The organism is Streptantibioticus parmotrematis (assembly GCF_019890615.1).
GTDB lineage: Bacteria > Actinomycetota > Actinomycetes > Streptomycetales > Streptomycetaceae > Streptantibioticus_D > Streptantibioticus_D parmotrematis.
This window is the reverse complement of sequence record NZ_JAINVZ010000013.1, coordinates 86178-111413: the sequence shown is the minus strand read 5'-3', so window position 1 is coordinate 111413 and position 25236 is coordinate 86178. Positions and strand designations below refer to the sequence as shown.

Below are 25236 nucleotides of genomic sequence, written 5' to 3'. Positions count from 1 at the left end.
CCTCTCCGCAGATACATCCGACCAGCTCACGCCCTTGCGCAGCACGTAGACGATGCCCCCGGAAAGCGGCGCAGTCATCCACCGGCAACCGCCCGGGCCCGCCGAGGCGGACGAGCAAGAGGCAGCAACGGCACTAGGCGTTCTCACAGGTCATCAGGCACAACATCAGCAGGCACCCGACAGGGCTGCCGACACAACGCTCAACTGCCAAACCAACACACCGATTTCATTCTGAAATCATCAGTAAATGCCCGAGCGAATCACGAGTACAACCTCAGAAATGGAACATATAGGATATATCCGGCAGACGCAGAGCCACTTGCGGCACAGGTATGGACTGCCGTCAACCCCGGCTGTTAGGTTGATGAAGGTTAAACGTCATGTCGGCTCTGTCAGACATGGGGGCCCTTCTGTGGCTATCTCCGACGAAGCTCACACCAATACGCCAGGGTGCAGAATCGTTCCTCCACCTGTCCGATTCCTGAGCAGACCCATCCCCGCGGAAGGGGAGGATGGCGTTTTCACGCAATCATGGTTTCCCATATGCAGGTCCAGTGAGGTAGGCATAGGGAAGCTGACGCCACGCCCCTTTCTCGATGGAAAGGTCATCGTGTTCCGCGATACAGAAGGGGTGGCCCAAGTTTTGAGCGGGTACTGCACCCATCTGGGCGCGGACCTTTCTCGCGCCGAGGTCGTCGATTCCACGGTGAGATGTCCGCTACACCGATGGCGATGGGATAAGCAGGGACTTTGCGTGGCAACCGGAACAGGCCTGCTGGATGATCCGCCACGTAACGCGCGCATATTTTCGTTTCCCACTACGGAACGCTTCGGCTTGGTGTGGGCCTTCAACGGAATCGAACCACTGTGGGAGATTCCTTCGATGTCCTCGTCGGACGACGCACTGGTATGGCACGTTGGAGAGCTCGGTGTGGACATGCACATCGATCCGTTCGTGTTCTGTGCGAACGGTATGGACATACAGCACCTGGAAGCTTTGCACGGCGTCCAGTTCGATCCGGCAGATCTGGTCGATGACCGCAATTTTCTCTACGAGAAGTACCGTGCGCAGATCAAATTGCGCAACGAATTTCGCGGTGAACTCATGGAAACCGTGTGGTCCACATGGGGTACAAGTTTCTTCACTCTGGAAGGTGAGATCGACGGGCGCTGGTTCGCCATCATAGATGGCCTCGCCCTTCCGGCCCCTGGGCTGACCCAGGCCTTCATCGTCGGCCTCGCAGAGCGAACGGATGACGCGGAAGCTGATGCGCGTCAGGCACTCAAAGCGTTCGAGTGGGAGCGCAGTGTCCTGCTTGAGGACATCGAAGTCCTGGCTGATCTGCATTTTCGACCAGGTCCCGTCACTCGGAGCGACACTCATGTGGCCCGCTTCTACGAGTACCTCCGAAAATACCCTCGTGCTCACCCATCCCGCGATTTCATCAATTAGGAGAGTGTCGTGTCAGGCAAACTGATCGAACCTTTCTCCGTACCCGCTCGCGCGGTTCCCACTCGCCTTGTCACCTCCGACGGCACGCCGGTAGAGGACCGTTGTCTTCTCGATGGCTGCGAGAACGACTCCATTTCGCTGATGGCACTGGATGCTGTGCGATCAGCGCAATCGGCTCACCTCCTGCTTCATTGGGACTCACAAGACGTGGGTCTGCGGCAGGATCTGTCCGATCTCTACGATGTCGACTCTAGGAGCATATTCCTCTGCTCGGGTGGCATGGACGCAATCCGAACCGCGTTCGACGTTTTCGGACCAATAGCCCGGAATGTGGGGCTGTGCAAACCCGACTGGCCAGGCTTTCATTATTTTGCCAGCCGAACCCGTAAGCCCATCAAATTTCTCGATCGCACAGATTACCCCTATATCATCTCAGCCGAGGACGTAGCCGGCTTCTGCGTCAGTACGGAAGTGGAGCTCATCATCCTCTCCAACCCGAGTGCGGTCACCGGGCGCGTGTGGCATCCCGACGAAGTTCGTGCAATGCTCCTCGCGGCTCCGGAGACGATGTTCGTAATCGATGAAGCAGATTCCATTTACCCGGAAAGCTCATCGATGAGCCTGGTCAGGGAGGTGGAAAACGTCGTCTTTCTGGGCAGCCTTTCAAAGTTCCTCGGACTTTCAGGCTTGCGCGTCGGGTTCATCGTCGTGCCCGATCGCGCTCGCGAGGCATTCCGCAACACGATCGACCCCATCGGCCTGGCTAGCGTGGCAATAATGGCCAGCCGAGCAGCTCTCAGCGACACGGCGTACCAGCGCACGACTCAACGCGAAACGGCGGAGAACCGTGGGCGGCTGGTCGATGCCGTCGCGGGCACCCCGTATCGAGTGGTCCCAGGCAGTGAATGCTTCGCCTGCTACCTATCCGCAGACGAAACTGTTCCCGACCCCTATGAGAGCTTGCAGAATATGGGGATCGAACTGGTCCCCGGCTCGTTGTTCGGGCTACCGCGTGGAGGAAGGCTCAATCTGCGCAACAAACGCCGTATAGACCGCCTCGTCACAGCCTTGCGCGGTCTGGCGGATCCGACAGACCGCTGGTCCAGCGAGGCTCGCACTCGCACAGGCTGAAGGGCAGACCAGTTCGCTGCGCGCCGGATCGTCGAGCACCAGGCGTTGGAGCCTGGTTCCCCACGCGGGCCCTCGTCCGCCCCGAGAAGCGCCGAGGAGCAGTCGGCCCGGACGAAGCCGACAGGAAGCTGCCCAAGTTCAGCTGGTCTTGGCCACGCCACCGGAGTCCCGCTCGCCGTCGCTCTGGCCGATGGCAAACGCCACGACGTCACTTCTGCAAGGCGCCGCCGGTGCGTGGCAAGCGTGGCCGACTCCGGTGCCACTCAGGCATGGTGCCGGCCGATCACGGTGACGACCAGGACAAGTACCGCCGCCTGGTCTGGGCTTCGGTGCTCCGCTGATCGCCCGCGCAACACTGAACACGGCTCCGAGCTGAGCGGTCAACGCCAGGTCGTGAAGCGCGTACGACCACCTGTATCAGTCCCATCGCCTGCGGACTCGTTGGGAGATCCACAAAGCCTTCCTCACGCTGAGCTACGCACTCATATGCTGGCGCGGCTTGTCTCCCTACCTCGACAGCATCGGAACCCAGCGATCCATCGGCGGGCGGACGCCCATGCCTGGCCTTCGTCCGCGAGCCGTAAGAAGTCCTCACCTGGCAGGAGGGCATCTCCCCTCACTTGTGTCGGCCGTCCGAAGGCCTGTCCCGGATGCGCCGCAAGATCGTTGTGACAGTTCTGTGACGCGAACCGCATAGTTCGGTCGCAGTCTCATCCGTACTACCTGGTGTGACCTCGCACCCGAAGGTAAGGACGCAACGATGACCGCCCAACAAGGTACAGACGAGATGCTGCAGATCTCACGCCAGGCAGAGGAGTGCCGCGAGGGCGCCGTCTTGCGCTCGCTCTTGCGCGACGCGGAGGTCCTCTACGCTGCGGCCTGGTACGAGTTGAACCAGGAGTTGCAAGCTGCTCACACATACAACACGACGGCTACGGAGCGTCAGGAGCCCTGCGGCACTCAGCAAGGCGCGGCCTGGATCGATGTGAGCGATCTCGTCGAATCGACTCTTGAGGCGACGCCACTCGGGATGGCCTACAGATCCATCGTCATGACCGTCTGGCAGCGGTCGTCATCTGGGCTCGCCGGCGGGCGCGGTGGACGTCCTTGATGGCTCGTACCGTTGATGGCTCGTACCGTTCCGGCAGGCGTGCTCGCGCTGCGCTAAGCTCCGCGAGCGCGGCTGTGCGCACTGCCTGGCCCGCGCATCAGCGTCTCCCAGGCCATCGGCTACCGCGACTTCACGAGCGCATCGATGTCTTTGCCGACCAAGCGCCCGAGGTCCCGACCCGCTGCCAACGGCAGGGCATCACGCACGTCGCGAGGCCCGGCGTGACGAATGGAGGCACTTGTTGGGGGTTGATCTCCCGGCGCGTCATCTCGCAATCTGTACTCTCCGCCTCAGGGCACCCTTGTCCGCGTGCGGCGCCGGCAACGAATGGTGTGCATCAGCTTGAGGTTGTCCCCTATGGGATGTGAGTCAGCCGGTGGAAGCCAGGTTGTGGAGTCGGGCGGTACCGAACATGGCCTGGTGTACGCCATGACCCTTGAGTCGGCAGTCCCGAAGGATCTTGCAGCTCTTCAGCCGTGACAAGGTGTGTTCCACGCGTGCTCGGGCCTTGCGGTGGACGGCGTTCTCCGCTTCCTGCCGCGGGCTGGGGTGTCTTTGGCCTTGGCGTCTGCGGTGCGGGATGACCGGGCCGGTGCCCGGATAGCCGCCGTCGGCGACAGTCGGCGTCCCCGCGGCAGGCCCTGTCGACACCGGATTCCGTGAAAGCCCGGCAGTCGTTGCGGCTGCCGGGCAACGGCATGCCGATGGCCGCCACCAGACGGATGTTGGCATCGATCACGACCCGCAGACTCGCGGAGTACCGGTAGTTTTGTTGGAGGCGGCCACATTGCGGTCGCGGTCGGCACCAGGGTGCCGTCGACGATGTGGACGGTGTCCTTGCGTGGCCGGTGCGCCGGCGAGATGGCCGGCAAGGGCGCCGGGTGGTCCAGGATCCTGTCGGCTGCGGAGTTCGAGGCCCCGAACAACGGAGCCACCCGCCGCAACGTCAGGTCCGTGCGCCAGTGGCTGCCAGCAATGCCCGGTCCTCCAAAGGCAGCCGACATGGCCGACCGCGCTGGACATCACCACCCCGACGCCGGACCAACGCCACCAACCCGTCAACGGAGAACGCACATGCCTACGGAGCCGCTGTGCTGTTGTCAGGCGGGTCCCTGCCCTGGGCGGCAGGGACCCGTTACGCGACGTTGGTGCCTCGGCCGGGGTGATTCTGCTCGGCCCATGGATCGAGCACGCGGCGGGCTGACGCCACACCGACACTGACGCCGGCTCCGCGGCCTACTACCGTGACCGCGCAGGCTTCCAGCGTCTGGTCGAGAGAGCCACCCACCAATCGGCTCGACGTCAGCCCACGAAAGGCCCTCACGGCCAGTCGCTTGTCCGCAGGCTGCAGGCTACAGAGGCCAGTGTCGAGGCGCGCGTGGCACCAGAGGGCCCATTCGGTGTCATCGGCCAAGAGCGCGTGCGGTGTTCCGAGGTCCGCCGGGGGCCCGGGGGGGCAGGTGAATACCAGTGTCAAGGCCAGGACGTCGTGTGCGGCGCGGTACTCGAATGACGCCTGTGACCAAGGCGCTTGGCTGCATACGAGCAGTCGGCTGGCACTGTCCTCTGCGCACAGCCAGGCCAGCGGCACCTCGGCGATGTCGCCGCCACTCCGCTTCACCGGAAGGAGTCCCCACAGGCGCAAGAGCCGTTCGCGTTGGGGTTTTCGATCACGAAGCCGGACTTCTGAAGCGTGTCCAGGTAGTCGATGCTCGCCCCCTCGAGGTAGGGGCCGCTCAAGGGATTACCACCGCGAAGCGGTCGAACCAGGTCACCGACACCTTGTCAGCGACCAAAGCCGCCCGTTGGGCCGCCGTTTGCGGCTCGTCATCCTCGGCGAACCCCTCGTCGTCCCGCTCCGCCAGCATCTTGGCGAGGGCCTCGGCGTATTTGTCGGTGAAGAACAGCTGATACCGCATGCCTGAGCAACCGCCCGGCTGCACCGACACCTGCATTGCCAGCCCGGGCTCTTCCCGCCGCAGCAGGTCGGTGACCTTGGCTACCGCCGCCTCGGTGAGCTCGATCGCATATGTCGTCTCTGGCAATGTTGGCCCTCCTGTCAATGTGCGCCTGCGTGTAGGGCACCAACAGGACTACGGTTCAGAACGAGTTGAGGTTCACGGCAGTGTGACCGGGCATGGCCTGATCCGGCCGGTTCGCCGTGCCAAGCGGGCCGTTGGGACGTCCGGTGAGCTTCTGAGAAGCAGCCGTGCAATACGGCGTCCTCGTACCGCATCTCCACGGGAGTGCTGCCCGGGAGGTGGGGTGATGGCATCTCGGAAGCAAACGAAGCCGCGCTGGTGGGCGTGGTCGATGCGCGGGTCGTGGGGGTTGTCGTGCATCAAGAACTCGGCCACCCGGTAGTAGCTCAAGACCCGCAGCAGCCCGACCCTCGCGCTGACGGGGCGGCTTGCACGGGCTTCGGCCCCAGACGCTTTGCGGTGGACCGCCAGGCGTCGTGCCATCAGTCGCCGGAGGGGACATGGGAAGCGGTTGCAACGACTTCCCCGACGTCCGAGCGCCGTAGACGGCCAGGTCGAGATCACGCAGGGGCTCGATCCGGAACTGCTGATCGTCCTGGTACATCAGCTGCTGCATCTCATCTCCCTCTCAAGGACGGCGCGGAAGGCGTGCGGGGGCCGACCGGTGAGGCGCTGGACAGTGTCGGTGATGCGGTCCTCCGCCCCTCCGGCGATGGCACGGTCCATGCCGGCCAGCATTGCGGCGAACTCCACCGGCGTTTGCGCCGTGAGGCGGTCGCGCATCTGCTCGTAGGACAGGCGGTGGTGGGCCGCGGGCCGGCCGGTGACCTCGGTGATGATCGTGGCGATGTCGTCGTGGCTAAGTGCCTCGGGTCCGGTAAGGGCGAGATCAAAGTTGGGGGCTCGCTCGTCGGTCAGAGCGCGCACGGCGACGGCCGCGATGTCCTCGGCGTCGACGAAGCCGACCCGGCCGCTTTCGGTGGCGGTGCAGATGACGCCCTCGTCGCGGATGCTGCGGGCGTGCACGTGCGCGCCGGTGAAGTTCTGCATGAACCACGAGGGGCGCAGCACCGCCCACTGTTCGAACAGATCGGGCAGGGCTTGATGCACCTTTCCCACCGCCGGGCCGCCCTCGGGAATGGCCGAGGAGCTCAGCAGCACCGCGCGATGCACGCCGGAAGTGCGGGCCTGATGGAGGAACGGCAGCATCGTCGCCGCGGGGTCGGAGTCGCCCAGGGGCGGTATGAGGGATACGTGGTCGACGCCGTCGAGGGCGGCGGCGTGGGTGGCGGGGTCGTACCAGTCGAAGGGGACCGGCTCGACGCCGGCGACCGGGGCGGCCCGGCGGCTGGCGGCCTTTACGCGGTGGCCTACGGCCGTCAGCTGTGCAGCGGTGCGGCTGACGGTGGTGCCGGTAGCGCCGATGACCAGAGTGGTGCCGACGGTGGTCATCGGTTGCTCCCGATGAAGTCGGTACCGGGCTCCTGGCCGCCGACAGGGTCCCAGTAGTCGCGGTAAGAGGTGATGTGCCCGTCTCGAACGGTCACGACGGCGATGTAGGGCATATCGAAGGGGGCATCGCTCTCCACCAGGCGGCCGACGCCACGCATCTCGACCACGATGGTCTGCGGATCGGTGGTCTGGTGGATCCGCAGATCGGGGAAGTCATGCAGGTCGACGTGGTCGGGGTAGTGCAGCATGTAGGCGGCGATGACCTCCCTGCGCTCCACAGACGCCGGGGCCAGCCGTCGGGAGCGAAGGGGAACTCCATGAGCCCGTCCTCAGCCCACAGGGCGACCCACGCGGGAATGTCTTGCCGAGCAGCAGTCGAAGGCTGTGCCGGTACAGATCCGCCGGAGCAGTCGGTACGGACATGGGTACCTCCAGTTCCAGAATACGGACCCTGGGTCCGGTTTACGATACGGACCGCAGGTCCGTTTTGCAAATGGAGGAGCAGCATGCCCGAGCGCAAATCCCGCAAAGACGCCGTCCGTAACCGGGAGGCCGTGCTTGCAGCTGCCGACGCCCTTTTCGCCCGCCGTGAAAGTTCCGCTGACATCACCATGGCCGACGTCGCTTCAGAGGCCGGCGTTGGCAAGGGCACGCTCTTCCGGGCCTTCGGGGATCGCGCCGGTCTGCTCCGCGCGCTGTACGAGGCACGGCTCGAACCGATGAGACAGGCCGTCGAGGCCGGCCCACCACCCCTGGGGCCCGCGACTCCACCGCAGGATCGCGTCACCGCCCTGCTCGATGCCGTCCTCTGCTTCAAACTCGACAACCGGCGCCTCGCGCTGGCCCTGGAGGAAAGCGGGAGCGGCAGCCCGTACCAGGCGGAGCACTACGAGCAGTGGCACGGCATGCTCCAAGCCGTACTGGAGCAGATCCCCGGCCTGACCGACGGCGACTTCACCGCCCACGCCCTGCTCGCCGCCACCCGAGCCGACCTCGTCGAGCACTTGGCCGGAGAAGAGCGCATTCCGCGGGAAAGAGTGCGGGCACAGTTCGCAAACTTCGTTACCAGAATCCTGGTCCCCGGCCCGCCGCAAGGGTTGACCGCCACGGAGTGATCGAGGATCGACGAGTCCTCGACCAGCGGGGCCTCTCGCAAACGTTCCCTTCCCGGAGCACGACCCAGAGCGATCGGCGAAAGCGGCTCGGGACCCGGATCCACGACGGAGCCTCAAACCGCACTCGAGTCCGACGCCGACGGCGTTGAGCGCCATCCTTGCCCCCGTTGTGACGCGTCGTCGGGCCCGCCCTGCCGCTCGCGTTCCGGCGCGGTCGCCGGCACCTACCACAGCGGCAGCGTCACGAAGGTGCCCTGGCTCGCCAAGCTCCCGCGCGTGCCGACCGCCCGCCGATTGCCCCGGACACCCCCGAGCGCGAACACCGTTTCGGGCACGCGAGGTGCTCCAGCCTCACCCAGGAACTCCAGTCGCAGCTGCACGCGCTCGCCGCCAAAGACACCCCCGGGGCAAGATCTTCTCCGAGAAGACCAGCACCCGGTGCGATTCCGCCCGCAGTTCGAGGCAGCGCCCGCGTGCGCGCGGGAGATCAAGGCGCATGCCTCGCACTACCGGGTGATCTTCACCGTGAACGGGATGAAGCGACTGACCCAGGACGGGGCCGAGTTGCCCGCGCTGGCGGACCATCTCACCGCGCACGGCCTGGTGCTGGAGATGCTCGCCGGACCGCTGGTCGGCGTCTACGACCCCGCCGGCCTGGGCCGGCTGTTGTTCGGCTTCTTCGCCACGACGGCGGAGACCGAGCGGGAGATCGTCCGCGAGGCCACCCTCGAAGGACTCGACGCCGCCTCCCGCAAGGGCAAGCACGGCGGCCGGCCCCCGGTCATCACCGACAACATGCTGCACACCGTGCTCCGCCGCCGCGCAATGGGCGAGACCGTGGAGCAGACCCCGAAGCCGTCGAGACCGCGCACGCGGACTTCGCCGCCCTCCACCAGCGCGACCGCAGCCCCGAATAGTTACTCACCGCTACACGCCACCTGCCGGTAACTATACGAGAGCAGGGCCCTGTCGAGGGCACTCAAAGAGGGGCTCAGTCGACCGGGGCCGTCCCGGCAGCAAGCACCACCTGATCGTCGACCGACACGGCACCCCGCTCGCTGTCACTCTGATCGGCGGGAACCGCCACGACGTCACTCAGCTCATGCCACCGCCGACACTGTTCCGCACATCCGCGCCCTGCGAAGCCGGCCCCCGTCGCCGGCTCAGGTGGCCTGTCGCCGACCGCGGCTACGACTTCGACAAGTGCCGCCGCCTCGCCCGAGCTCGTGGAATCACACCGAAGACCGCCCGTCGTCGCACCCCGCAAGGCTCCGGCCTGGACAAGACCCGATGGGCCGTCGAGCGGACCTTCGTCTGGCTGCACCAGTTCAAACGTCTTCGGACCCGCTACGAGATACGCGCCTACCTCCACCTCGGTCCAACTCGCCTGCGACATCATCCGCTGGAGACGACTCCAAACCGCATTCTGAAATGATCAGCAAGGCCGGCCGACGCCCAGCAAGTCACTGATGAAGCCAGCTGGGCGTCCCGGGGCCGCGCCGTCCATTTGAGCCAGTCGGCTATCAGCGCGCAGGTAGTGGAGAGGGACGTTGAGGGCAAAGGCACGCCAAGCATCCAGCACACGTTCGATACCTTCCAGTTCCGGCCCTGAACAGTGCATTGAGGCGACCGCTTTCACTTCTGCTCTGCGGAGAGGCATCTGCTCAGCGAGCCACACGATGTCGGAGATCACGGCGGCGATCGCCGCCTCGCGTTCGAGGCCGTCGGCGTGCTCACGGACTAGGACGTAGTTGTTCGGATCAGTGTTGGCGGCGTCGTGCTGAACCCCGAGCACGTCGTTGGACCACGTGGTGAAATCGTTGAGATCGTCGGCGTAGCGCCGACATGCGGCGCTGGAGCGGATCGATTCCGGTATCTCACTCTCCTCACAAGCTTCGATGATGTCGAACACCATTTCTGCCGCTCCGGCTTCACGCCGAACCTTCTTGAAAGCCCATGGCGTAGGCATGACGCCAGTCAAGCGGTAGTCGCTCTCCTGCCGCTGGGCGGCAAACGTTTGCTCAGCGTGAGTCACATAGCGGTACCACCATCCGTCGGACACGAGGGGCGCCGTGCGCCGGCACAGATCAGCCACTGCCGCAACCAGTCCCTCATCACGCGAGGGACTGACGGCACCGCGAGAGTGCAGAGCGATGCGGAGTTTACTTTGCAAAGCGACGAATTCTTCATGCCGCCCATTGAGTACGGCCAGGTCCTGCTGATCGTCCAGCAAAAAGTAGTACGTGAACCACTGGGCAAACAGTCCCAGTCGTGACGCGGTGGCTGTCGTACACGCGTAGGAAAGTAGCTCAGCGTAGTTGAGTTGGTCGAACGCGCGCTGTCGGCGGTCGTCGCCAATCAGTCGGTATCGATTTGCCCAGCCTCGGGTCGACTTGTGCGCGACAGCCGCACACGGATTACGATCATGGGGAATGGTTCCGACCGGAACGCTGAACGAAAGCATCGTCTCAGCTGGCGTCTTCACAATCCGGGCACCGACTTTCTCGCCACGAGCCGCATGTGCAGATTCGTCGGCCGCATGATGGCGGCCAGAGCGGGACGAACTGGTTGATCAGAGGTGGGCAACAGCCGCCAGCGGGAGACGATCGTGGCGAGTGCGTATGTGGCCTCTGCGAAACTGAAAGTGTCGCCGATGCACTTACGAGCACCCCCACCGAACGGAATGAACGCGTGACGCGGCAAAAATCGGGCCCGCTCGGTCAACCAGCGGTCGGGGTCGAATCGGTCTGGATTATCGTACAGCTCCGGATGGTGATGAACCAGATAAGGGCTGTAGACGAGATGAGTACCCGCAGCCAACTGGTAGTCGCCCAGCTCGGCATCGCTGGTCATGAGGCGCGTAAAGATCCACGCGGTCGGACACAGCCGCAGCGTCTCGGTGATCACGTGGCGGGTCAGTTCCAGCCGAGGTAGGTCATCGGCGGTCACAGACCGGCCGCCCAGAACGAAGTCGACTTCATCGTGCAGGCGATTGAGGATGTCACTGTGCTGTGCCAGGAGATGCAGAGCCCAGGCGAGCGTGTAAGCGGTGGTCTCCGTGCCGGCCAGGAAGAATGACAATACTTGGTCGATGATCTCCTCGTTGTCCAAGCCCCGGGTCTCGTCCTGTGGGTCGCGGCCGAATATCAAGGCAGACAACACATCGCCGTGGTCGACACCGCTGAGTCGCCGGACACTGATGATCTCGTCGCAGATGCGCCGCAGACTCGTCCTGGCACGATAGTAACGCCGGTTCGCAGGCGTGGGCAATCGGTCCAGTGGATACGGTGTGAGCATTCTCCGGTACACACCGGCAAGTAGAGTACTCAGGTCATCGAGAGCCTGTTGCAGCGTAGCCTGCGGCGGTGCGTCCGAGAACATCGCTGCGACGGTCGTCGCCGAGGTGATGTGGGTCATTTCTTCGACCACATCGAGGATCTGGCCGTCCCGCCACGAGTCCGTCACGGCGTTGATCCGATCAATCATGACGGTCGCGTAACTGGGAAGCCGCCTGGGATGGAAGGCTGGTTGGAGCAGCCGTCGCTGCCGGCGATGATGACTGAACGGGCAGGTGCCCAGCCCGTTCCCGGCCACCTCGCGGCCTCGGTCAAAGAACGCACCTCCCTTGTCGAAGACTCGATCGTTGCGTAGCACATCCCAAGTAAGTCGAGGTTCGCAAACGACAACGGCCGGGACGGGGCCTATGCGGATCCTGACAAGATCACCCTGAGCGTGCAGAGACAGAAGGAAATCCAGGGGGTCGCGCAACAGCGGAAGGATGTGCCCGAGCAACGGCAATGCGTGCGGCGCACGAGGAAGCAAGGGGGTCTGCAACGACGTCCAATCAGAATGGGGTGTGGGAAGGAGGTAGACCTGACAGAGCATCTGCCCTTATTGGCCGAAGGCGATGGTCCTTCAGGAGAGTAAAGAGGCGCCGACGTTCATGTCACCGTCCCAGTTTGAGTGTCACGGATTGGGTCCAGCGAGGCCTCGCCGCCGAGCCAGATTACGGCCCGTCTTTGGCCCCAGCGCCCCCGCAGGGCTGGATGTAGCCATCGTTGGTGGGTTCTGTGGTCGCGTCGATCCTGCGCCGCGCTTCCTACGCGACGGCTGTGCCTGGACGGTATCTGTCTCAAGATGGTCGGGCCGGATGGTCAGCCGGCGCCTTCGTCGATGTCCTCAGACACATCCACGGCGATCCGGCCGCCGACCATCGAATGTCGTACACGGGTATGAAGGCCAAGACCCGGCCGTCGAAACCGCGTCTTGTGGCTCGAATGGGCGGAACCGATCAAGCCAGCCGCAAGGGAGGTCGCGCAGAAGAGCGCGACGATGCTCCATGCTGTGGTGAGCGAACCGTTCGCGACCGCGGTCCCCGTGATCGCGACCCCCAACATGGAACCGACCTGACGGCTCGTGGCTGCGAACGCCGCAGCCACGCCCGCACGTGCGTGCGGGAGACCCGAGACGGCGGTGTGCGTGACAGGCGCGTTCACGAAACCGAATCCGATGCCGAACAGGACGAACGCAACACAGCGCTCCACGACACTTGCCTCGGCGTTGCCGACCGCGAGCAGCAGTCCGCTCGCGGTCATCGTGGTCCCGGATACCAGCAGCGGCGCCATCGCCCCTCGTGCGGCCAGCATGCGTCCGGACACCGGGGCACACACAAGTCCCATCGCGGCCATCGGCACCAGGGCCAGCCCCGCCTGCAGCGCCGACAAACCCTGCTGGACCTGAAGGTAGATCGTCGTGGTGAATAGGAAGCCATAAAGGGCGGCGAAGGCGCAGACCGCCGTGATGTTCGCTCCCACAAAGGGTCTGCTGCGAAACAAGGAAAGTTCCACCAACGGCTCCGCACGACGTGACTCCACCACGAGCAACGCTCCCAGCGCCGACACCGCGACGGCGGCACAGCCGAGTACCGCCGCCTCCGTCGAGCCCAGTGCCGTGAAATCGATGAGGGCGTAGGTCGTGGAGGCCAGCAGTACCACGACGAGTATCTGCCCCGCCGGATCCAGCCGCCGCGGCACAGCTGCTCGTGATTCCGGCACCCAACGGCCGGTGAGTAGCCAAGCAGCAATCCCTACAGGCAGGTTGACCAGGAAGACCGCACGCCAGCCCGCAGCCTCGACGAGAGCGCCCCCGACCACGGGCCCCGCCGTCATACTGACACCGGCGACTGCGCCCCACCAACCGATGGCCCGGGCCCTCTCGCCGGGATCAGTGAACGTCACCGTGAGGATGGACATGGCCACCGGGTTGAGCATGGCGCCGCCCACTGCCTGGAGCATGCGGAAGGCAACCAGCCAGTGTAAATCCGAAGCGACGCTGCACAGAGCTGAACCCGCAGTGAAGAGGGCCAATCCGACGCGCAGCAGACGACGCCTGCCGACACGGTCGGCTACCGCGCCGGCCAACATCAGGAACGACGCCAGGACGAGCACGTAGGCATCGACAACCCACTGAAGCTGCTCAACACTCGCGTGCAGGTCCCGCCGGATCCCAGGTAGCGCGACGTTGAGGACGGTGTTGTCCATGCTTACGACGAACAACGCACTGCAGCAGAGCCCCAGGACCAGCCACCGCCGTGGGTGGGCCCCGTCGTTCACAGCATTCCCCTCCCGCTCGACGAGGCTAGGTGTCTCGCATACTTCGTGTCAGGCGTGCGGCAGGTGAGTGTCGAGGATCTGAACGAATCGGGCTTTGAGATCTCTCAGATCCTCCTCGTCCATCAGCGATCGACGGCTGTGGAGGTCGAAAGCGGTCGTTCCGCCTGCGTGGCGGAGGTAGCCGAGAAGGTCGAACTTCACGTCGCATCCCAGGTCTCGGCAGCGGGGAAGTTGCAACTGCTCTTCCTGCTCAGGTGGCAGGTCCATGAGAGAGATGCAAACGGTTGTCAGGGGAAAGCGATCGTCGTCCGGAGCCGCGCCGACGTCCGCCATCACCTGGTCGTACTGATAGTCCTGGTTTTCCATGGCGCGTATCGCGCGCCTCTGAAGCAAGCCGGCTAGGTCCGCGAAGGACGTTTCCTCACCGGCACGGTGCCGGATCGCCACCAAGGAGATGAAGTTACCGATCAGGTTCTGGACCTCCGGGCGGGTGCGACCTGCCGCGGGGGTGACGACCACCAAGTCGTCGGTCCCGTACAGGGAGTGGGCGAGAAGGAAGTACGCGGCGAGGAAGACCGAGAACACGGTCAATCCGTGGTCGCGAGCAAAACGCTCAGCCCTGGCGTTGAGCTTCTCTTCGATCGGGAACTGGTAGGCGATACCGCGCGCCGGTTCAGCGCATGCGTGGCGAGTGGGAAGGAGCACGCGGTCGTACGGCTCGGAGAAGACCTGCTGCCAGTAGGCACGCTGGGCGCTGAGCGTCCCGCTGCCGCCGGTGGCGCACCAGGCGATGTAGTCGCGATAACTGATCGGCAGACCTGGCAGGTCGGACGCCGCAGCACCGTTGAGCAGTGCGCTGAGCTCCTGGCGGAACAATTGCTGACTGAAGCCGTCGGAGACCATGTGGTGGACGTTCCACAGCAGCGTTGACCGTCCGAGGCCGTGCCGCACCAGACAGGCTCTGAAGAGCGGCGGCCGGGTGTCGGGCAGCAGGGTATTCGCTTCGGAAATCCACAACCGCTCTACGTGTGCATCGTGTTGATGGATCGGAAAGGTCTCGAGCTCGACGGTCGCGACCCGTATGTCGATCTCCTCCGCGAAGTACTGGCGGACCTCACCCGCCGAGTCCTCCTCAAACCACGCACGCAGGCTGTCATGGCGCTTCACGATCTCCGTGAGCGCCTCGCGTACCGCGTCTGCCTCGGTGTGATCCGGCAGGACGATGAGGGCCGGCATGTTCGCCCAGGACCGATTGCCGAACGGCAGAAAGACGCGCCGGTAGCGCTGCTGTTGAGGTGCGAGACCTGTGACCGCCAGCTGCAGTCCGTGAGGAATGGGCGGCTGTTCCTTCATGGGCCGAGAGCGCAGCCTTTCCGTGACATGACGCGCTGTCCGCAACTCGTAGATCTCGTGCATCTCCAACTGGCGACCGGTGGATCGCAGTAGCCGGATGGACAGGTCGGCGGCATCCAAAGACGTTCCGCCATACTCGAAGAAATCGGCGTCCACCGCGCCTCGGGGGCACCGCAGCACCGCTTCGAAGGAGGCAGCGACGAGGTCGTGCAGAGGATCGGGACCGACCTGTGGATCGCAGACCTCAGCTGGTTCGCCCGCCAGCGGGTCGGGCAGCGCGGTGCGGTCCACTTTGCCGTTCGCTCCGAGGGGGAGAGTGTCCATAGGCACGAGCACGGAGGGCACGTGCGCGGCTGGCAGCCGATCTGCCAGCCAGCTCCGCAGGACCACCGGACTAAGGCCAGTGGGGGTGCCCGCGACGTAGTGAGCTGCCAGGTAGAGCGCCCCGTCCGGACGTCGCCGGGCAGTCACGACCGCATCCCGGACCAGTGGATGGCAACGCAGTTGGGCGGTGACCCCTTCGGGTTCGATCCGGTTACCGTTGATCTTGATCTGGAGGTCGCTGCGCCCGCGCAGCCGCAGGAGTCCGCGCTCGTCCAGACTGCCCAGGTCGCCCGTGCGATACCACGGGTGACCATCAGGTTCGGCGTCGCTGTGAACGAACCTGCGGGCGGTCTCCGCTGGGTCGTCCACATATCCGTCGGTGCGGTAAGGGGTGCGGATCCACACCTCGTCGTCCACGAGCCGTAGTTCAGTGTCCGGCAGAGGACGGCCGACGGGCTGGCTTCCCGGGACGGGTGGTGTGTCGACCTCGTGCCAGAATTTCGCGAGGGTGGTCTCTGTTGGGCCGTAGAGATTGACCACCCTCGATCCCGGAAAGTGTTCACGCCATTGGCTCACGACGCGTGCTGACAGGGGCTCGCCGGCGAAGAAGGTCAGACGCAACCGGTCTGCGGCCTCGAACGACACATCGGTGGCAAGCCAACGAGCGGCCAGACTCGGCACCGTGTGAACCACGGTGATGTCCTCGTGACGCAACCAGTCGAGAAGCCCTTGCCATCCGGTCGCCAGACCGGATGGCAAGCAGACCGTCGCACCGGAAACCAGGGGGGTGAACAGGTCTCGCAGGAACACGTCGAACGATAGCCCTGTCACCTGTGCGAACCGGTCGCCAGATGCGATGTCGAAAGCGTCGCGCTGCCAGCTGACGAAGTGGGCGACCGACAGTTGTCGCCCGGCGATTGCCTTGGGCGATCCCGTCGTACCCGAGGTGAAGAAGACGTAGCCCCCGGCCTTCTTCGGCGGTCCGCCCGGTCGGACAACACTCAGCAAGCCGGCTTCCTCGCCCATCTGCGGAATGTTGTGAACCGGTAGCTTGCCCTCCGGGTCGGCATAGCGTGCGTACGCCTCGGTGGCCAACACAAGGTCCACGCCAGCGCGATCCAGCATGGCGGCTCGGCGACTGGCGGGCAGCTGCGGGTCGACAGTCACGAGCTTCGCCGGGGCAGCCAGCACGGCGATGACCGCGACGACCAGTGGAATGCCGCGCTCGCCCGTGACGGCGACGGTTCCGGCTCCGGATTCCCGCAGCCGCAGCGCGAGCTGGTCGACGGCCTCAGTCAATTGCCGGTAGGTGACCTGGTGGCCGGCCTGCTCGACGGCGATCGCTCGCGGTCGGCGATCGGCCGCGGCACGTACCAGGTCGACGAGAGGTGTGGCGGAGGTGGAGGGTGCAGGGCTTGCGAGGTTCATGCGGTGCCTCTCGGCGGGGCTGACGGGGTGTGCGCCACGTGTCGAGGGCCGGCTTCCACCGGGACCGAGGTGCCGGCCAGCCCGGTGGGCGGCTCCGGCAGGGTGGCGAGCAGGGCCTCGGTGGTCAGGACTCGCGCACACCGACCTGCCGCCCAGCGCAAGGCGGCTTCGTGGTCCTCACGAGAGAAGTCGGCCACGGCGTCCGCTACGAAGAACACCTGGATGTCACGCATGAACGCCTGTGCCGAGGTCATCAGGCAGCCGATATGTGCGTAGATCCCCGTCACGATCAGTTGATCGCGTCCCTCACGGCGCAGCAAATCCGCGAGCTCGGTGCGATGGAACGCGTCATAGCGCCACTTGACCAGCAAGGAGTCACCTGGCTGAGGCCGCGCCGCCTCCCAGATCTCGGCATCGCGAGGATCGGAGCCGATTCCCGCGCCCCACATGTCGAGTTGCAGCCCCCTCTGGCGCTCGCTCTGTGATCCGGGCTGGGCGGAATACGCCACAGGGATGCCCAGTGCCCTGGCGCGGCGGGCGAGTGCCGGCACGGTTTCCGCCAGGACAGACAGCGGCGGAGCATCGGAGGTGAACGGGGCCACGAAGTAATTCTGGAGGTCGTGAACGAGCAGCATCGCGCGGCTCGGATCACATTCCCATCCGACCCGATTCGCTGGGAGGCACTGGGCTTCGGGCATCGCGTACGGCTCAATGGCCGGAATTCCGCCCCCGGTCATGACGTGGCCTCTATTGCCCCGCAGGCCAGCAGCATGGTGCGCAGCTTGGCCCGCGTCTCAGCCGCCTCACCCTCAGGCGTGGACCCGGCCACGATGCCTGCGCCGGCGAACAGACGCAGGCTTTTGCCTCGTACCTCGCCGCAGCGGATGCTGACCACCCACTCGCCATCACCTCGAGTGTCCGTCCACCCGACCATGCCTGAGTAGAAGCCACGGGGGCTGGCTTCGAGTTCGCGGATCGCCTGGCGGGCGGCCCCGGTCGGTTGGCCGCAGACCGCGGGAGTGGGGTGTAGGGCGCGTGCCAAGTCCAAAGCGGTGACACCCTCCCTGGGGACGGCAGTGACCCGGGATGACAGATGCCACATGGTGCGCGTACGAGATAGCGCCGGACGTGCGGGTGTCTCCAGCTCCCGGCACAGTGGTGCCAGAGCGTCCGCCACGGCGTCGACCACCACCTGGTGTTCCCTCTGGTCTTTGGCGGACTCCAGCAGCTGCGTAGCCTGGATCCTGTCGAGCACCGGGTCCGGATGCCGCGGGGCTGAACCGGCCAAAGGATTGGCGGTCGCGCGGCCGTTGTGCACAGAGACCAGCAACTCCGGGCTCGCGCCCACCAGCGTGCGGTCTCCGAGATCCACCGCGAAGGAGTACGCGTCTGGTTCTGCGGTCACCAACGCCCGCAGGATGTCGCCCACTTCGATGTCGCGATCGGCTGTCAGATCGATCGCGCGGGCGAGGACCACCTTGTCCACTTCACCTTGGCCGATCCGCTTGATGACTGCTCGGACCGCCTCCTTGTAGAGCGTGTCGTCGGGCTCTTCCCATGCCCAGCTTGTGTCCGCCCCGATGGGCACCGGAGCGGCAATCTCCTGATGCACCGTCAAGGGTGCTGGCAAACGGACGACCGCGCCCAAGCCGAGCTGGGGCGGTTGACTTCCGTCGAAAGGAAGGGCACCGAACAGCACGTTGTTTTCGGATGCCCGGGACAAGGCTGCTGACGCGGTGTCGACCGAGGCCAACCGGTGGAGAGGGGCGTCGGCGAGGAGCGGCCCTCGCGGAGAGGACAGGAAGAAGGAGGTCGGACGATAGCTCTCCAGCAAGTCTGTGGGGCCCTCACACGACACTCGGTTCTGGTCTGTAGCGGGCAAGGCTGCTCCGTTCAGGTGTGATCGTGACAGGGCCGCCGAAGGTGGCCGATCAGGCGCGCAGGCTGGCCCCACCATCGACGTACAGGTCGTGCATAGTGATGTGGCGAGCCCGGTCGGAGACCAGGAACAAGACCGCGTCCGCGATGTCCGATGGATCCGCTAGGCGTCCGAGAGGAATTCCGACACGGAAGTCTTCCGCCGAGCCTTCCAGGGCTCCGCCGCGCGAGTTGTCGTCGGTCCACAACTCTCGCTGCATGGCGGTGTTGGTTGAGCCGGGTGAGACGACGTTGCACCGTATGCCGTACGGCGCCAGCTCAAGCCCCAGGCACCGGATCAGCATCGTCGAGGCAGCCTTCGACGCGGAGTAGGCGGCCATCGCACGCCGCGGGACACCGGCGGCGTTCGACCCGACCAGGACGACACAGCCGCGTCCTCTGTCGATCATGCCCGCGGTGACCGCTCGGGACAGCCGAAAGACCGCCGTCGTGTTCACTGCGAAGGTGTGGTCCCAGTCGTCGTCAGTGGAGTCCAGCACGGTGGCCGGACGAAGGACACCTGCGACATGGACCAGGATGTCCACCGGCCCCAGATCGTTCTCGACACGGCGCACAGTCGCGTCGATGGCACCGTCGGCCGTGAGGTCGGCCTGGTAGTGGACGACCGTGCCGGGCCCTGTCGGCGTGGACGCAGCTCGAAGGTCGATGCCCGCAACCCTGGCGCCGGCATCCGCGAGCGCGCTCGCCACCGCCGCCCCAATTCCACGTGCAGCCCCGGTCACCAGAGCCACCGCTCCAGACGTCCCCTCAGCGCCGAACAGGCCGAACGGGTCACCCCGTCGCGATAAGTCCGGTTGTGGTGCCACGCTCGATCTCTCTTTCGATGCAGAAGCGACGCCATCCAGTGTCCGCCGTGCGGCTCACCGATGCGATTTCGGCGAGCCGCACGAAGGGTTCGACGCCATACTTCCTCGGACGACCATGGCAAGCAGAACCCACGTAGTACAACGAGCCGCGCCCCGGGGCGGTTCACTCCGTTCCACATCGGCTATCGCCTCTGGGTCGTGAGGGCCCCGTCATGACCATCTTCCTCAAATTGAGGGTCCGTGAAGGCGAGGGCGCCGGTGTGGCCAATTCACGCAGCTCTCATTACCAGCGCCGAAGCACGCCGCGACGTTCGCCGCGGCGGATGGGAAGCGAAACGGAGAGAACGCCAAGCACTGGCCGCTGGTTCAAACCGCGGGCTCGAGGTCGACTGTCCGGCGGGAGCGATCCGTGCCGGTCTCCGGCACTCCCTCACCGTCGTCCAGGCTTCCTGCATGTCGGCCCGCCGTTCCAGCGGGCGCGGAGTTGGCGGAAGCCGTGCACCCAGGGGAAGGTCCGCTCCACGGCACATCGCTAGACGCCAAGGCCGGTGCCGTGGCGACTGTTGCGGCGGGCGATGGGAGCACGATGCCTCGGGCTTGGCCTGGTGGCGGTAGATGTCGTGGTCGTATCCGCGGTCGGCGAAGAGTGAATCGGGCCTGTGCCGAGGGGGCGGCCGACCCGGCCGCGTATGGGCGGGATCGTGTCGAGCAGAAGCAGTAGCCGGGTGACATCGTTGCGGTTGCCGCCGGTAGGGATGATGGCAATCGGGGTTCCGTGCCCATCGGTGATCAGGTGGTGCTTGGAGCCTGTCCTGCCCCGGTCCACCGGCTAAGGGCCCGTGGGGCCTCCTTTCAAAGGGTCACCTCGGGCGCTGGCCGCCGTGGATCCGGTGGTCGGGTTCGCTGCCGCAGAGTTCAGAGGTTGTCCCATTCCACAGCGAGCGGGCTTGTGGATGCCATCGTGCGGAACATCAGCCACTCAGAGCACAGCCTCACGTCGAAGCTGCCGCCAGCTCTCCGTCCACGGACCGCCTCTAGCTGCTCGCCTGGAGAAGGTCGGCGAGCAGGCCGGGATGTGCCGGTGTCCAACCGAGCAGGTCACGGGTGATCCGGATCGACGCCGGAGTATCGAGGCCGATGAAGGAGGCCAGATATCCGAAGTGCTCGGCCGCTGCCTCGCGAGTGATGGATGCGGTCGGGACTCCGACCTGGCGGGTGATGCCTTCGGCGGTCTCCCCCAGGGTGACCGATTCTTCGGCGACGGCGTGCAGGCGGGATCCTGCGGGTGCGGATTCGAGGGCGAGCCGGTAGAGGCGGGCGGCATCGCGCGTATCGACGGAGGGCCACCGGTTCGAGCCGTCGCCGACGTATCCGGAGCGTCCCACGGCGCGGGCGAGCGCGATGAGCCCAGATGCGAAACCGTAGCGGCCGAGGCTGTGCACTGTGGGGGGGAAGGCGGACGACTGAAGAGCGCACGCCATGCTCCGCGAGGGCGATCACCCTGTTCTCCGCATCGATCCGCGGGCCGGAGGGCCACACGTCATTCTCAGTGAGCGTCCCGCAGAAGCCGGCGAGAGCCAGCCCGAGGAGTCCGTTCGTTCCCACGAAGGGCTTGCCCGTTCCTTCCAGCGCGCCGGCCATCGCGTCTATCGCGCGCAAGTCGGCCGCAGCCGCGCCCTGCAAGTCCCCTGAGCGCATTTCGTCATGCTTGAAGGCGAGGTGGATGACTCCGTCGGCCTCGCCAGTCGCGGTGGTGAGGGCTTCGGTGTCGTCGAGATCGCCGTGCCGGACTTCGGCACCAAGGGATCGCACGAGGGCCGCCGACTTCTCGGAACGGGCCAGCCCGGTCACGGTGTGCCCGGCCGCCAGCAGTTCCGGGATGACGGCCGAAGCGATGTGCCCCGAGGCACCGGTGATGAACACGCGCATGGTGGACCTCCTTCAGCGCCGGCATGAGCCTGCCGAGCCGCAGGTGATTGCACTTTGATGCAATCGCTGTAGAGTTCGACTGCACTTAGCGCAATCAGTAGACTTCTGTGCATGGCACGCTGGGAACCCGATGCCGCTGACCGCCTACAGGTCGCCGCCCTTGAGCTCTTCGCCGAGAAGGGATTCGAGCGCGTCACGATCGAGGAAATCAGCCGCCGGGCGGGCCTGACCAAGCGCTCCTTCTTCAATCACTTCACCGACAAACGGGAGGCGCTCTTCGGGAGCGGGCCGGAGTTGCAGAAGCAGATCGTCATGCGCGAGATCACCGCACAGGATGAGGGTCTGCCCCCACTAAAGGTCGTGGTACGCGCCCTGCAGGCCGTCGCCGACGAGATGTTCCAGGACCGTCGTGACGCGGTTGCCCGCCGGGCCCGGATCATCCTGGCGACCCCCGAACTCCAGGAGCGTGAGCTGCAAAAGCGGGAGACACTGACCGGCATCGTCGCCTCCGCGCTCCAGCAACGAGGCCTGGACGCCGCGACGGCGCTGATCACAGCCCGGGCCGGGATGCTCGTACAGCAGACGGCGATGCAGGAATGGATCCACGACTCCGGAACCACACCCCTGCGACAAGTGCTGGCCGACACACTCCAGTCGCTCCATGCCGTCGTCGCGAACACGAAGCGCCCGATGACGCAATGGCGTCGACATGCCGCCGGGCCGTCGGGCTCCTGAGCAGGCTCTGTTGAAGATCCGCGCGTCGTTCGTAGCGAATGCGGAACCGCTTGAACTGGTGCAGCCAGGCGAAGGCGCGCTCGACCACCCAGCGTGCCCTGCTCAGGCCGGAGCCGTGTGCGGCGCCGCGCTCAGGCGATCATGGACTTGATGCTGCGCTTCCACAGCGGGCGGCGATACTTTCCGAAGTCATAGGTCCCTACCGGCGTACAGGCGCCGGTCCCGAGATCCACATTTCCGGTCAGGTGCTGAACCTCGGCCTCACAGCATCCGTATCTTCAGCCGTGCGCGTGTACCCGGTCCCGTCCGGTGAGATGTCGGCCAGGGTCGGGTGGACACTCGAGCCGACACCTACCGGACACATCGCACAACGCTGCAGTAGTGAAGGGACCGATGATGGGATCGGATCAGATTCCCGAGAGCCGTCGCAGGCGTCTTACGTCGGCCGGGATCCTGGTCACAGGGGCCGCCGCCGTCAGCCTGGCCGGAGCCCCCCACGCCTCGGCCACCCTCCAGCATGAGCACCGGACTCCGAAGCCCGAGAGCGGGACCGCGCCACTCCCGTCGGTGGGAATCACCAGCGGCCGGACCACGCACCCAGCGGTCATGGTCACATCTGCTCAGCGGCCCCCGCGCCTTGTCCGGTTGCCGAATGACGCCCCGGCGAGCACCAGGCGGCCCAGCCAGAACAGGCCAGGCCGCCAAAGTCGCACAACGCGCCGGCCGCCGCACGGCACCAACCCGGCGCACGCCGGTGACCTGGCCGCAACCAACCCGCGCCCCGCACACCTCGCGGGTTGCGAGCCCCCGCCTCTTGCCCCAGCCGCACCGGCGCGCCCTTTGGCCCGCCTAGCTGCTGCGGTACAGCGCCGACCCAAGTCGAGTGGGCCCTCGGTTACATGGGCCCCCGCTACGGTAGCCCGTGCGAGGCGTGGAGCCTCTGGTAGGACCATAACTGGTACTGATCTCGCGGGCCTGGTCCGGCACCTCCGACGACCGGTTGCCGGTAACCGGTCGGGGGCGTCCTGGTCTCGCGTCCACGAGAAGGAGGGCTCGTCATGGGCCAGTTGCCCGAACTACCGGGTCTGGACATGCCGTTGTTCGGCGGGCAGGCTGCTCCCGCTTGGCTGGAAAAGCCGCTCAGCGCCGACTGGATCTCGCAGCTGCCGGCCACGGCGGGCCCCCCGTCCCCGTGGTGGCGGGAGATCGTCCGAGACGGTGTCCCCGCACCAAAGGCGCCATGGAAGGCGGGTCTGATCCCGGCCGGTGTCTGGCTTTATCGCGGTACACCCTCTGTCCGGGACGCCACGTTTGTGGCACAGATCCCCGCCGACCAGGAACGACTCGCCGTCGTGGTGGCGGGCATGGGCCCGGATCCGGACACCTTCGACGCCATGGCGCGCGTTCTATCGGTGCTGCCCGAGGACTGTCCTCGGGCAGTGCGGATATTCCTGCCTTCCATCGGACCCGTCGAAGGCCGCGCGTTCGCCCGTGAACACCAGCTCGATCTCGTCGCGCCCAGCGGGCCACTGCGCGGAACCGGTGGGATCACCTACGTTTCAGGGCCGCCGGAGATGACATCGGGCGCCTTTTGGCAGTGGTACCGGGTCAGCCCGGGCCGGGCGGTCCAGAGCGTGGGAGCGCTCTATCCCACGCCCACGTGGGAGACCGCTCTAACCCGGCACGACCACCTGGCCGAGTCGCTGCCCGCCGTGCTCAACCGCGTCCCGGCCGGTTACGCGATGCGCCCGCTCGGCGCGCCGAGCAGCCGCTTCGCGGCGTTCGCCGCACGAGTGCCTCCCGCAGCGGACCGACTGCAAGTCGTGGTGGACGGACGCGGACTCGACCCCCTGCTGCTCGCCGCTTGCACGCAGTTGCTCAGCGCCCTGCCTCCCGAAGCCACCCACCAGGTCCAGTTGGACTGGCCGTACGCTGGGGTGCGGGAGTCGACCGAGCAACTGGAGGAATTGGCCTCCCTGCTGGACGCACCCGTATACGCGCCTGCCGCCGCACTGGACTTCCACGCCAACGGACGCGACCTACTGGCCGTGCACGACGACGGTGGCCTCGGCCACTGGGTGCGCTTCTCCCCCACCGTGTCGCCGCAGCCGCACGGACCGCTCTCGCCTCCACCCGCGTGGGGGCGCGCCCTGCGAGCCGTGCTGGACACGACGCCGGACGACTCCCCCCTCGCCTCGGCCCCCGCGGGCCTGCACATGCGGATTCCGTCCCGGCCCGACGTCGATCGGGCCGCCGCCGCGCTGCCGCCCGACCGGGACGGGATGACGGTGTTGGCCGACGGTGACGCAACCTGCGAGGAAGACCAGCAGCGGGTCTTGTCCGTCTTGGAGACCCTGCCCCCGGAACTGCTGCAGAACCTGCGCGTGGTCATGACGTTCGCGACCGTATGGCATCGAGGGGGGCCGCCGTTCGGCCAGCTCATCGCGGACCGGCTGCGCCGGCGTGTTCTGGTCGCCGACGCGGCATCGGTGGTATCGACCGAATGCGGCGGGGCGGAGGCGCAGCGGCTCGGCGAGCCGTCCTGGAATCGGTACCTTCCCCGGCCTGAGTTGCGGGCCAGCACGTTCACCTTTCTTGGTGCACAATGACATCAGCCCTGCTCGACCGGCCTGACCGTCCCTTCAGCTTCCGCCAGGGCGCGGGATTTGCCTTTGCTCCGTCAGGCCATGCCGCGTCGGCACCGCGGGTCACAGAGCGCCGCATGCCCCTGAGTCGGGCGTCGATCACCGGCCGGGGTCTGGTCCGCAGAGCTTTTGCCAAACCCTCCACGCCCCAGCCGACTCGGGTCAGTTGATGGACCACCGCGAGGCAAGTCGGCTCAGCGCTCCGGGAAGCGCGCGCTCTCC

The 25236-nt window shown here is 65.9% G+C and carries 17 protein-coding genes and 7 pseudogenes; 10 read left to right on the top strand and 14 right to left on the bottom strand.

Annotation, left to right across the window (positions count from 1 at the left end):
- Window positions 1–247: 247 nt before the first annotated feature.
- The 4 genes and pseudogenes from K7472_RS33715 to K7472_RS19375 all read left to right on the top strand — a co-directional run.
- Window positions 248–748, top strand: a pseudogene (locus K7472_RS33715) (Rieske 2Fe-2S domain-containing protein); the annotation flags it as partial.
- Window positions 749–754: 6 nt separating this feature from the next.
- A complete protein-coding gene (locus K7472_RS19385; protein ID WP_252395893.1) occupies window positions 755–1453 on the top strand; it encodes a hypothetical protein in 699 nt (232 codons plus the stop codon).
- A gap of 9 nt (window positions 1454–1462) precedes the next feature.
- Window positions 1463–2584, top strand: coding sequence for an aminotransferase class I/II-fold pyridoxal phosphate-dependent enzyme (locus tag K7472_RS19380; RefSeq protein ID WP_222979757.1), 1122 nt, complete (start codon window positions 1463–1465; stop codon window positions 2582–2584).
- A 760-nt stretch (window positions 2585–3344) separates the two neighbouring features.
- On the top strand, window positions 3345–3695 hold the full coding sequence (locus K7472_RS19375) for a hypothetical protein (RefSeq protein ID WP_222979756.1): 351 nt from the start codon (window positions 3345–3347) through the stop codon (window positions 3693–3695).
- A 369-nt stretch (window positions 3696–4064) separates the two neighbouring features.
- On the opposite strand, the pseudogene K7472_RS19370 reads toward K7472_RS19375, so the two are convergent.
- From K7472_RS19370 to K7472_RS19355, 4 genes and pseudogenes are all read right to left on the bottom strand, one after another.
- A pseudogene (locus K7472_RS19370) lies at window positions 4065–4749 on the bottom strand (transposase); the annotation flags it as partial.
- Between the two features lie 682 nt (window positions 4750–5431).
- A complete protein-coding gene (locus tag K7472_RS19365) occupies window positions 5432–5740 on the bottom strand; it encodes a HesB/IscA family protein (protein ID WP_222979754.1) in 309 nt (102 codons plus the stop codon).
- A gap of 540 nt (window positions 5741–6280) precedes the next feature.
- Complete coding sequence (locus K7472_RS19360) at window positions 6281–7129, bottom strand: NAD(P)H-binding protein (protein WP_222979752.1); 849 nt, start codon at window positions 7127–7129, stop codon at window positions 6281–6283.
- Window positions 7126–7552 (bottom strand): annotated as a pseudogene (locus tag K7472_RS19355) (nuclear transport factor 2 family protein). The gene K7472_RS19360 and the pseudogene K7472_RS19355 overlap by 4 nt, the downstream one beginning before the upstream one ends.
- Window positions 7553–7635: 83 nt before the next feature.
- On the opposite strand from K7472_RS19355, the gene K7472_RS19350 reads away from it, so the two are divergent.
- From K7472_RS19350 to K7472_RS19340, 4 genes and pseudogenes are all read left to right on the top strand, one after another.
- Window positions 7636–8244 (top strand): TetR/AcrR family transcriptional regulator, encoded by a 609-nt coding sequence (locus K7472_RS19350; protein ID WP_222979750.1) that lies wholly within the window; start codon window positions 7636–7638, stop codon window positions 8242–8244.
- Between the two features lie 6 nt (window positions 8245–8250).
- Window positions 8251–8469 (top strand): annotated as a pseudogene (locus K7472_RS33840) (hypothetical protein); the annotation flags it as partial.
- A 213-nt stretch (window positions 8470–8682) separates the two neighbouring features.
- A complete protein-coding gene (locus K7472_RS19345) occupies window positions 8683–9192 on the top strand; it encodes a recombinase family protein (protein ID WP_308013987.1) in 510 nt (169 codons plus the stop codon).
- Window positions 9158–9679 carry a transposase gene (locus K7472_RS19340; protein ID WP_222979819.1) on the top strand — a complete coding sequence of 174 codons (522 nt, stop codon included), beginning with the start codon at window positions 9158–9160 and terminating at the stop codon, window positions 9677–9679. Before K7472_RS19345 ends, K7472_RS19340 begins: the two co-directional genes overlap by 35 nt.
- Here the strand turns inward: K7472_RS19340 and K7472_RS19335 are convergent, their stop codons facing one another.
- The 9 genes and pseudogenes from K7472_RS19335 to K7472_RS19295 all read right to left on the bottom strand — a co-directional run bounded on the left by K7472_RS19335 (window position 9680) and on the right by K7472_RS19295 (window position 21634).
- Complete coding sequence (locus K7472_RS19335) at window positions 9680–10708, bottom strand: terpene synthase family protein (RefSeq protein WP_222979748.1); 1029 nt, start codon at window positions 10706–10708, stop codon at window positions 9680–9682.
- Between the two features lie 17 nt (window positions 10709–10725).
- Window positions 10726–12129 (bottom strand): cytochrome P450, encoded by a 1404-nt coding sequence (locus K7472_RS19330; RefSeq protein WP_222979746.1) that lies wholly within the window; start codon window positions 12127–12129, stop codon window positions 10726–10728.
- Between the two features lie 269 nt (window positions 12130–12398).
- Window positions 12399–13856 carry an MFS transporter gene (locus K7472_RS19325; protein WP_222979744.1) on the bottom strand — a complete coding sequence of 486 codons (1458 nt, stop codon included), beginning with the start codon at window positions 13854–13856 and terminating at the stop codon, window positions 12399–12401.
- Between the two features lie 48 nt (window positions 13857–13904).
- Window positions 13905–16961 (bottom strand): amino acid adenylation domain-containing protein, encoded by a 3057-nt coding sequence (locus K7472_RS19320; protein WP_222979743.1) that lies wholly within the window; start codon window positions 16959–16961, stop codon window positions 13905–13907.
- Window positions 16958–17698 carry an isochorismatase family protein gene (locus K7472_RS19315; protein WP_222979742.1) on the bottom strand — a complete coding sequence of 247 codons (741 nt, stop codon included), beginning with the start codon at window positions 17696–17698 and terminating at the stop codon, window positions 16958–16960. Before K7472_RS19315 ends, K7472_RS19320 begins: the two co-directional genes overlap by 4 nt.
- The gene (locus K7472_RS19310; RefSeq protein ID WP_252395891.1) at window positions 17695–18795 is read right to left on the bottom strand and encodes an isochorismate synthase; all 1101 of its coding nucleotides are present in this window, start codon (window positions 18793–18795) and stop codon (window positions 17695–17697) included. The genes K7472_RS19315 and K7472_RS19310 overlap by 4 nt, the downstream gene beginning before the upstream one ends.
- Window positions 18796–18892: 97 nt before the next feature.
- Entirely contained in the window at window positions 18893–19630 is a 738-nt protein-coding gene (locus K7472_RS19305) for a 2,3-dihydro-2,3-dihydroxybenzoate dehydrogenase (RefSeq protein ID WP_308013986.1), read from the bottom strand.
- Between the two features lie 527 nt (window positions 19631–20157).
- A pseudogene (locus K7472_RS19300) lies at window positions 20158–20534 on the bottom strand (transposase); the annotation flags it as partial.
- A gap of 205 nt (window positions 20535–20739) precedes the next feature.
- Window positions 20740–21634: pseudogene (locus tag K7472_RS19295) on the bottom strand (SDR family oxidoreductase).
- A 111-nt stretch (window positions 21635–21745) separates the two neighbouring features.
- Here K7472_RS19295 and K7472_RS19290 point away from each other — a divergent pair.
- The gene (locus K7472_RS19290; protein WP_222979740.1) at window positions 21746–22369 is read left to right on the top strand and encodes a TetR/AcrR family transcriptional regulator; all 624 of its coding nucleotides are present in this window, start codon (window positions 21746–21748) and stop codon (window positions 22367–22369) included.
- Window positions 22370–22382: 13 nt separating this feature from the next.
- Here K7472_RS19290 and K7472_RS32770 read toward each other — a convergent pair.
- Window positions 22383–22475 (bottom strand): annotated as a pseudogene (locus K7472_RS32770) (transposase); the annotation flags it as partial.
- 952 nt (window positions 22476–23427) lie between these two features.
- Here K7472_RS32770 and K7472_RS19280 point away from each other — a divergent pair.
- Window positions 23428–24978 carry a hypothetical protein gene (locus K7472_RS19280; protein ID WP_222979739.1) on the top strand — a complete coding sequence of 517 codons (1551 nt, stop codon included), beginning with the start codon at window positions 23428–23430 and terminating at the stop codon, window positions 24976–24978.
- Window positions 24979–25236 lie beyond the last annotated feature (258 nt).

Excerpts from the sequence above, each read along its gene's own strand:
- K7472_RS19335 (WP_222979748.1), bottom strand. The coding sequence starts at position 10,708 with ATGCTTTCGTTCAGCGTTCCGGTCGGAACCATTCCCCATGATCGTAAT.
- K7472_RS19330 (WP_222979746.1), bottom strand. The coding sequence starts at position 12,129 with ATGCTCTGTCAGGTCTACCTCCTTCCCACACCCCATTCTGATTGGACG.
- K7472_RS19375 (WP_222979756.1), top strand. The coding sequence starts at position 3,345 with ATGACCGCCCAACAAGGTACAGACGAGATGCTGCAGATCTCACGCCAG.
- K7472_RS19360 (WP_222979752.1), bottom strand. The coding sequence starts at position 7,129 with ATGACCACCGTCGGCACCACTCTGGTCATCGGCGCTACCGGCACCACC.
- K7472_RS19280 (WP_222979739.1), top strand. The coding sequence starts at position 23,428 with ATGGGCCAGTTGCCCGAACTACCGGGTCTGGACATGCCGTTGTTCGGC.
- K7472_RS19315 (WP_222979742.1), bottom strand. The coding sequence starts at position 17,698 with ATGACCGGGGGCGGAATTCCGGCCATTGAGCCGTACGCGATGCCCGAA.
- K7472_RS19290 (WP_222979740.1), top strand. The coding sequence starts at position 21,746 with ATGGCACGCTGGGAACCCGATGCCGCTGACCGCCTACAGGTCGCCGCC.
- K7472_RS19350 (WP_222979750.1), top strand. The coding sequence starts at position 7,636 with ATGCCCGAGCGCAAATCCCGCAAAGACGCCGTCCGTAACCGGGAGGCC.
- K7472_RS19320 (WP_222979743.1), bottom strand. The coding sequence starts at position 16,961 with ATGAACCTCGCAAGCCCTGCACCCTCCACCTCCGCCACACCTCTCGTC.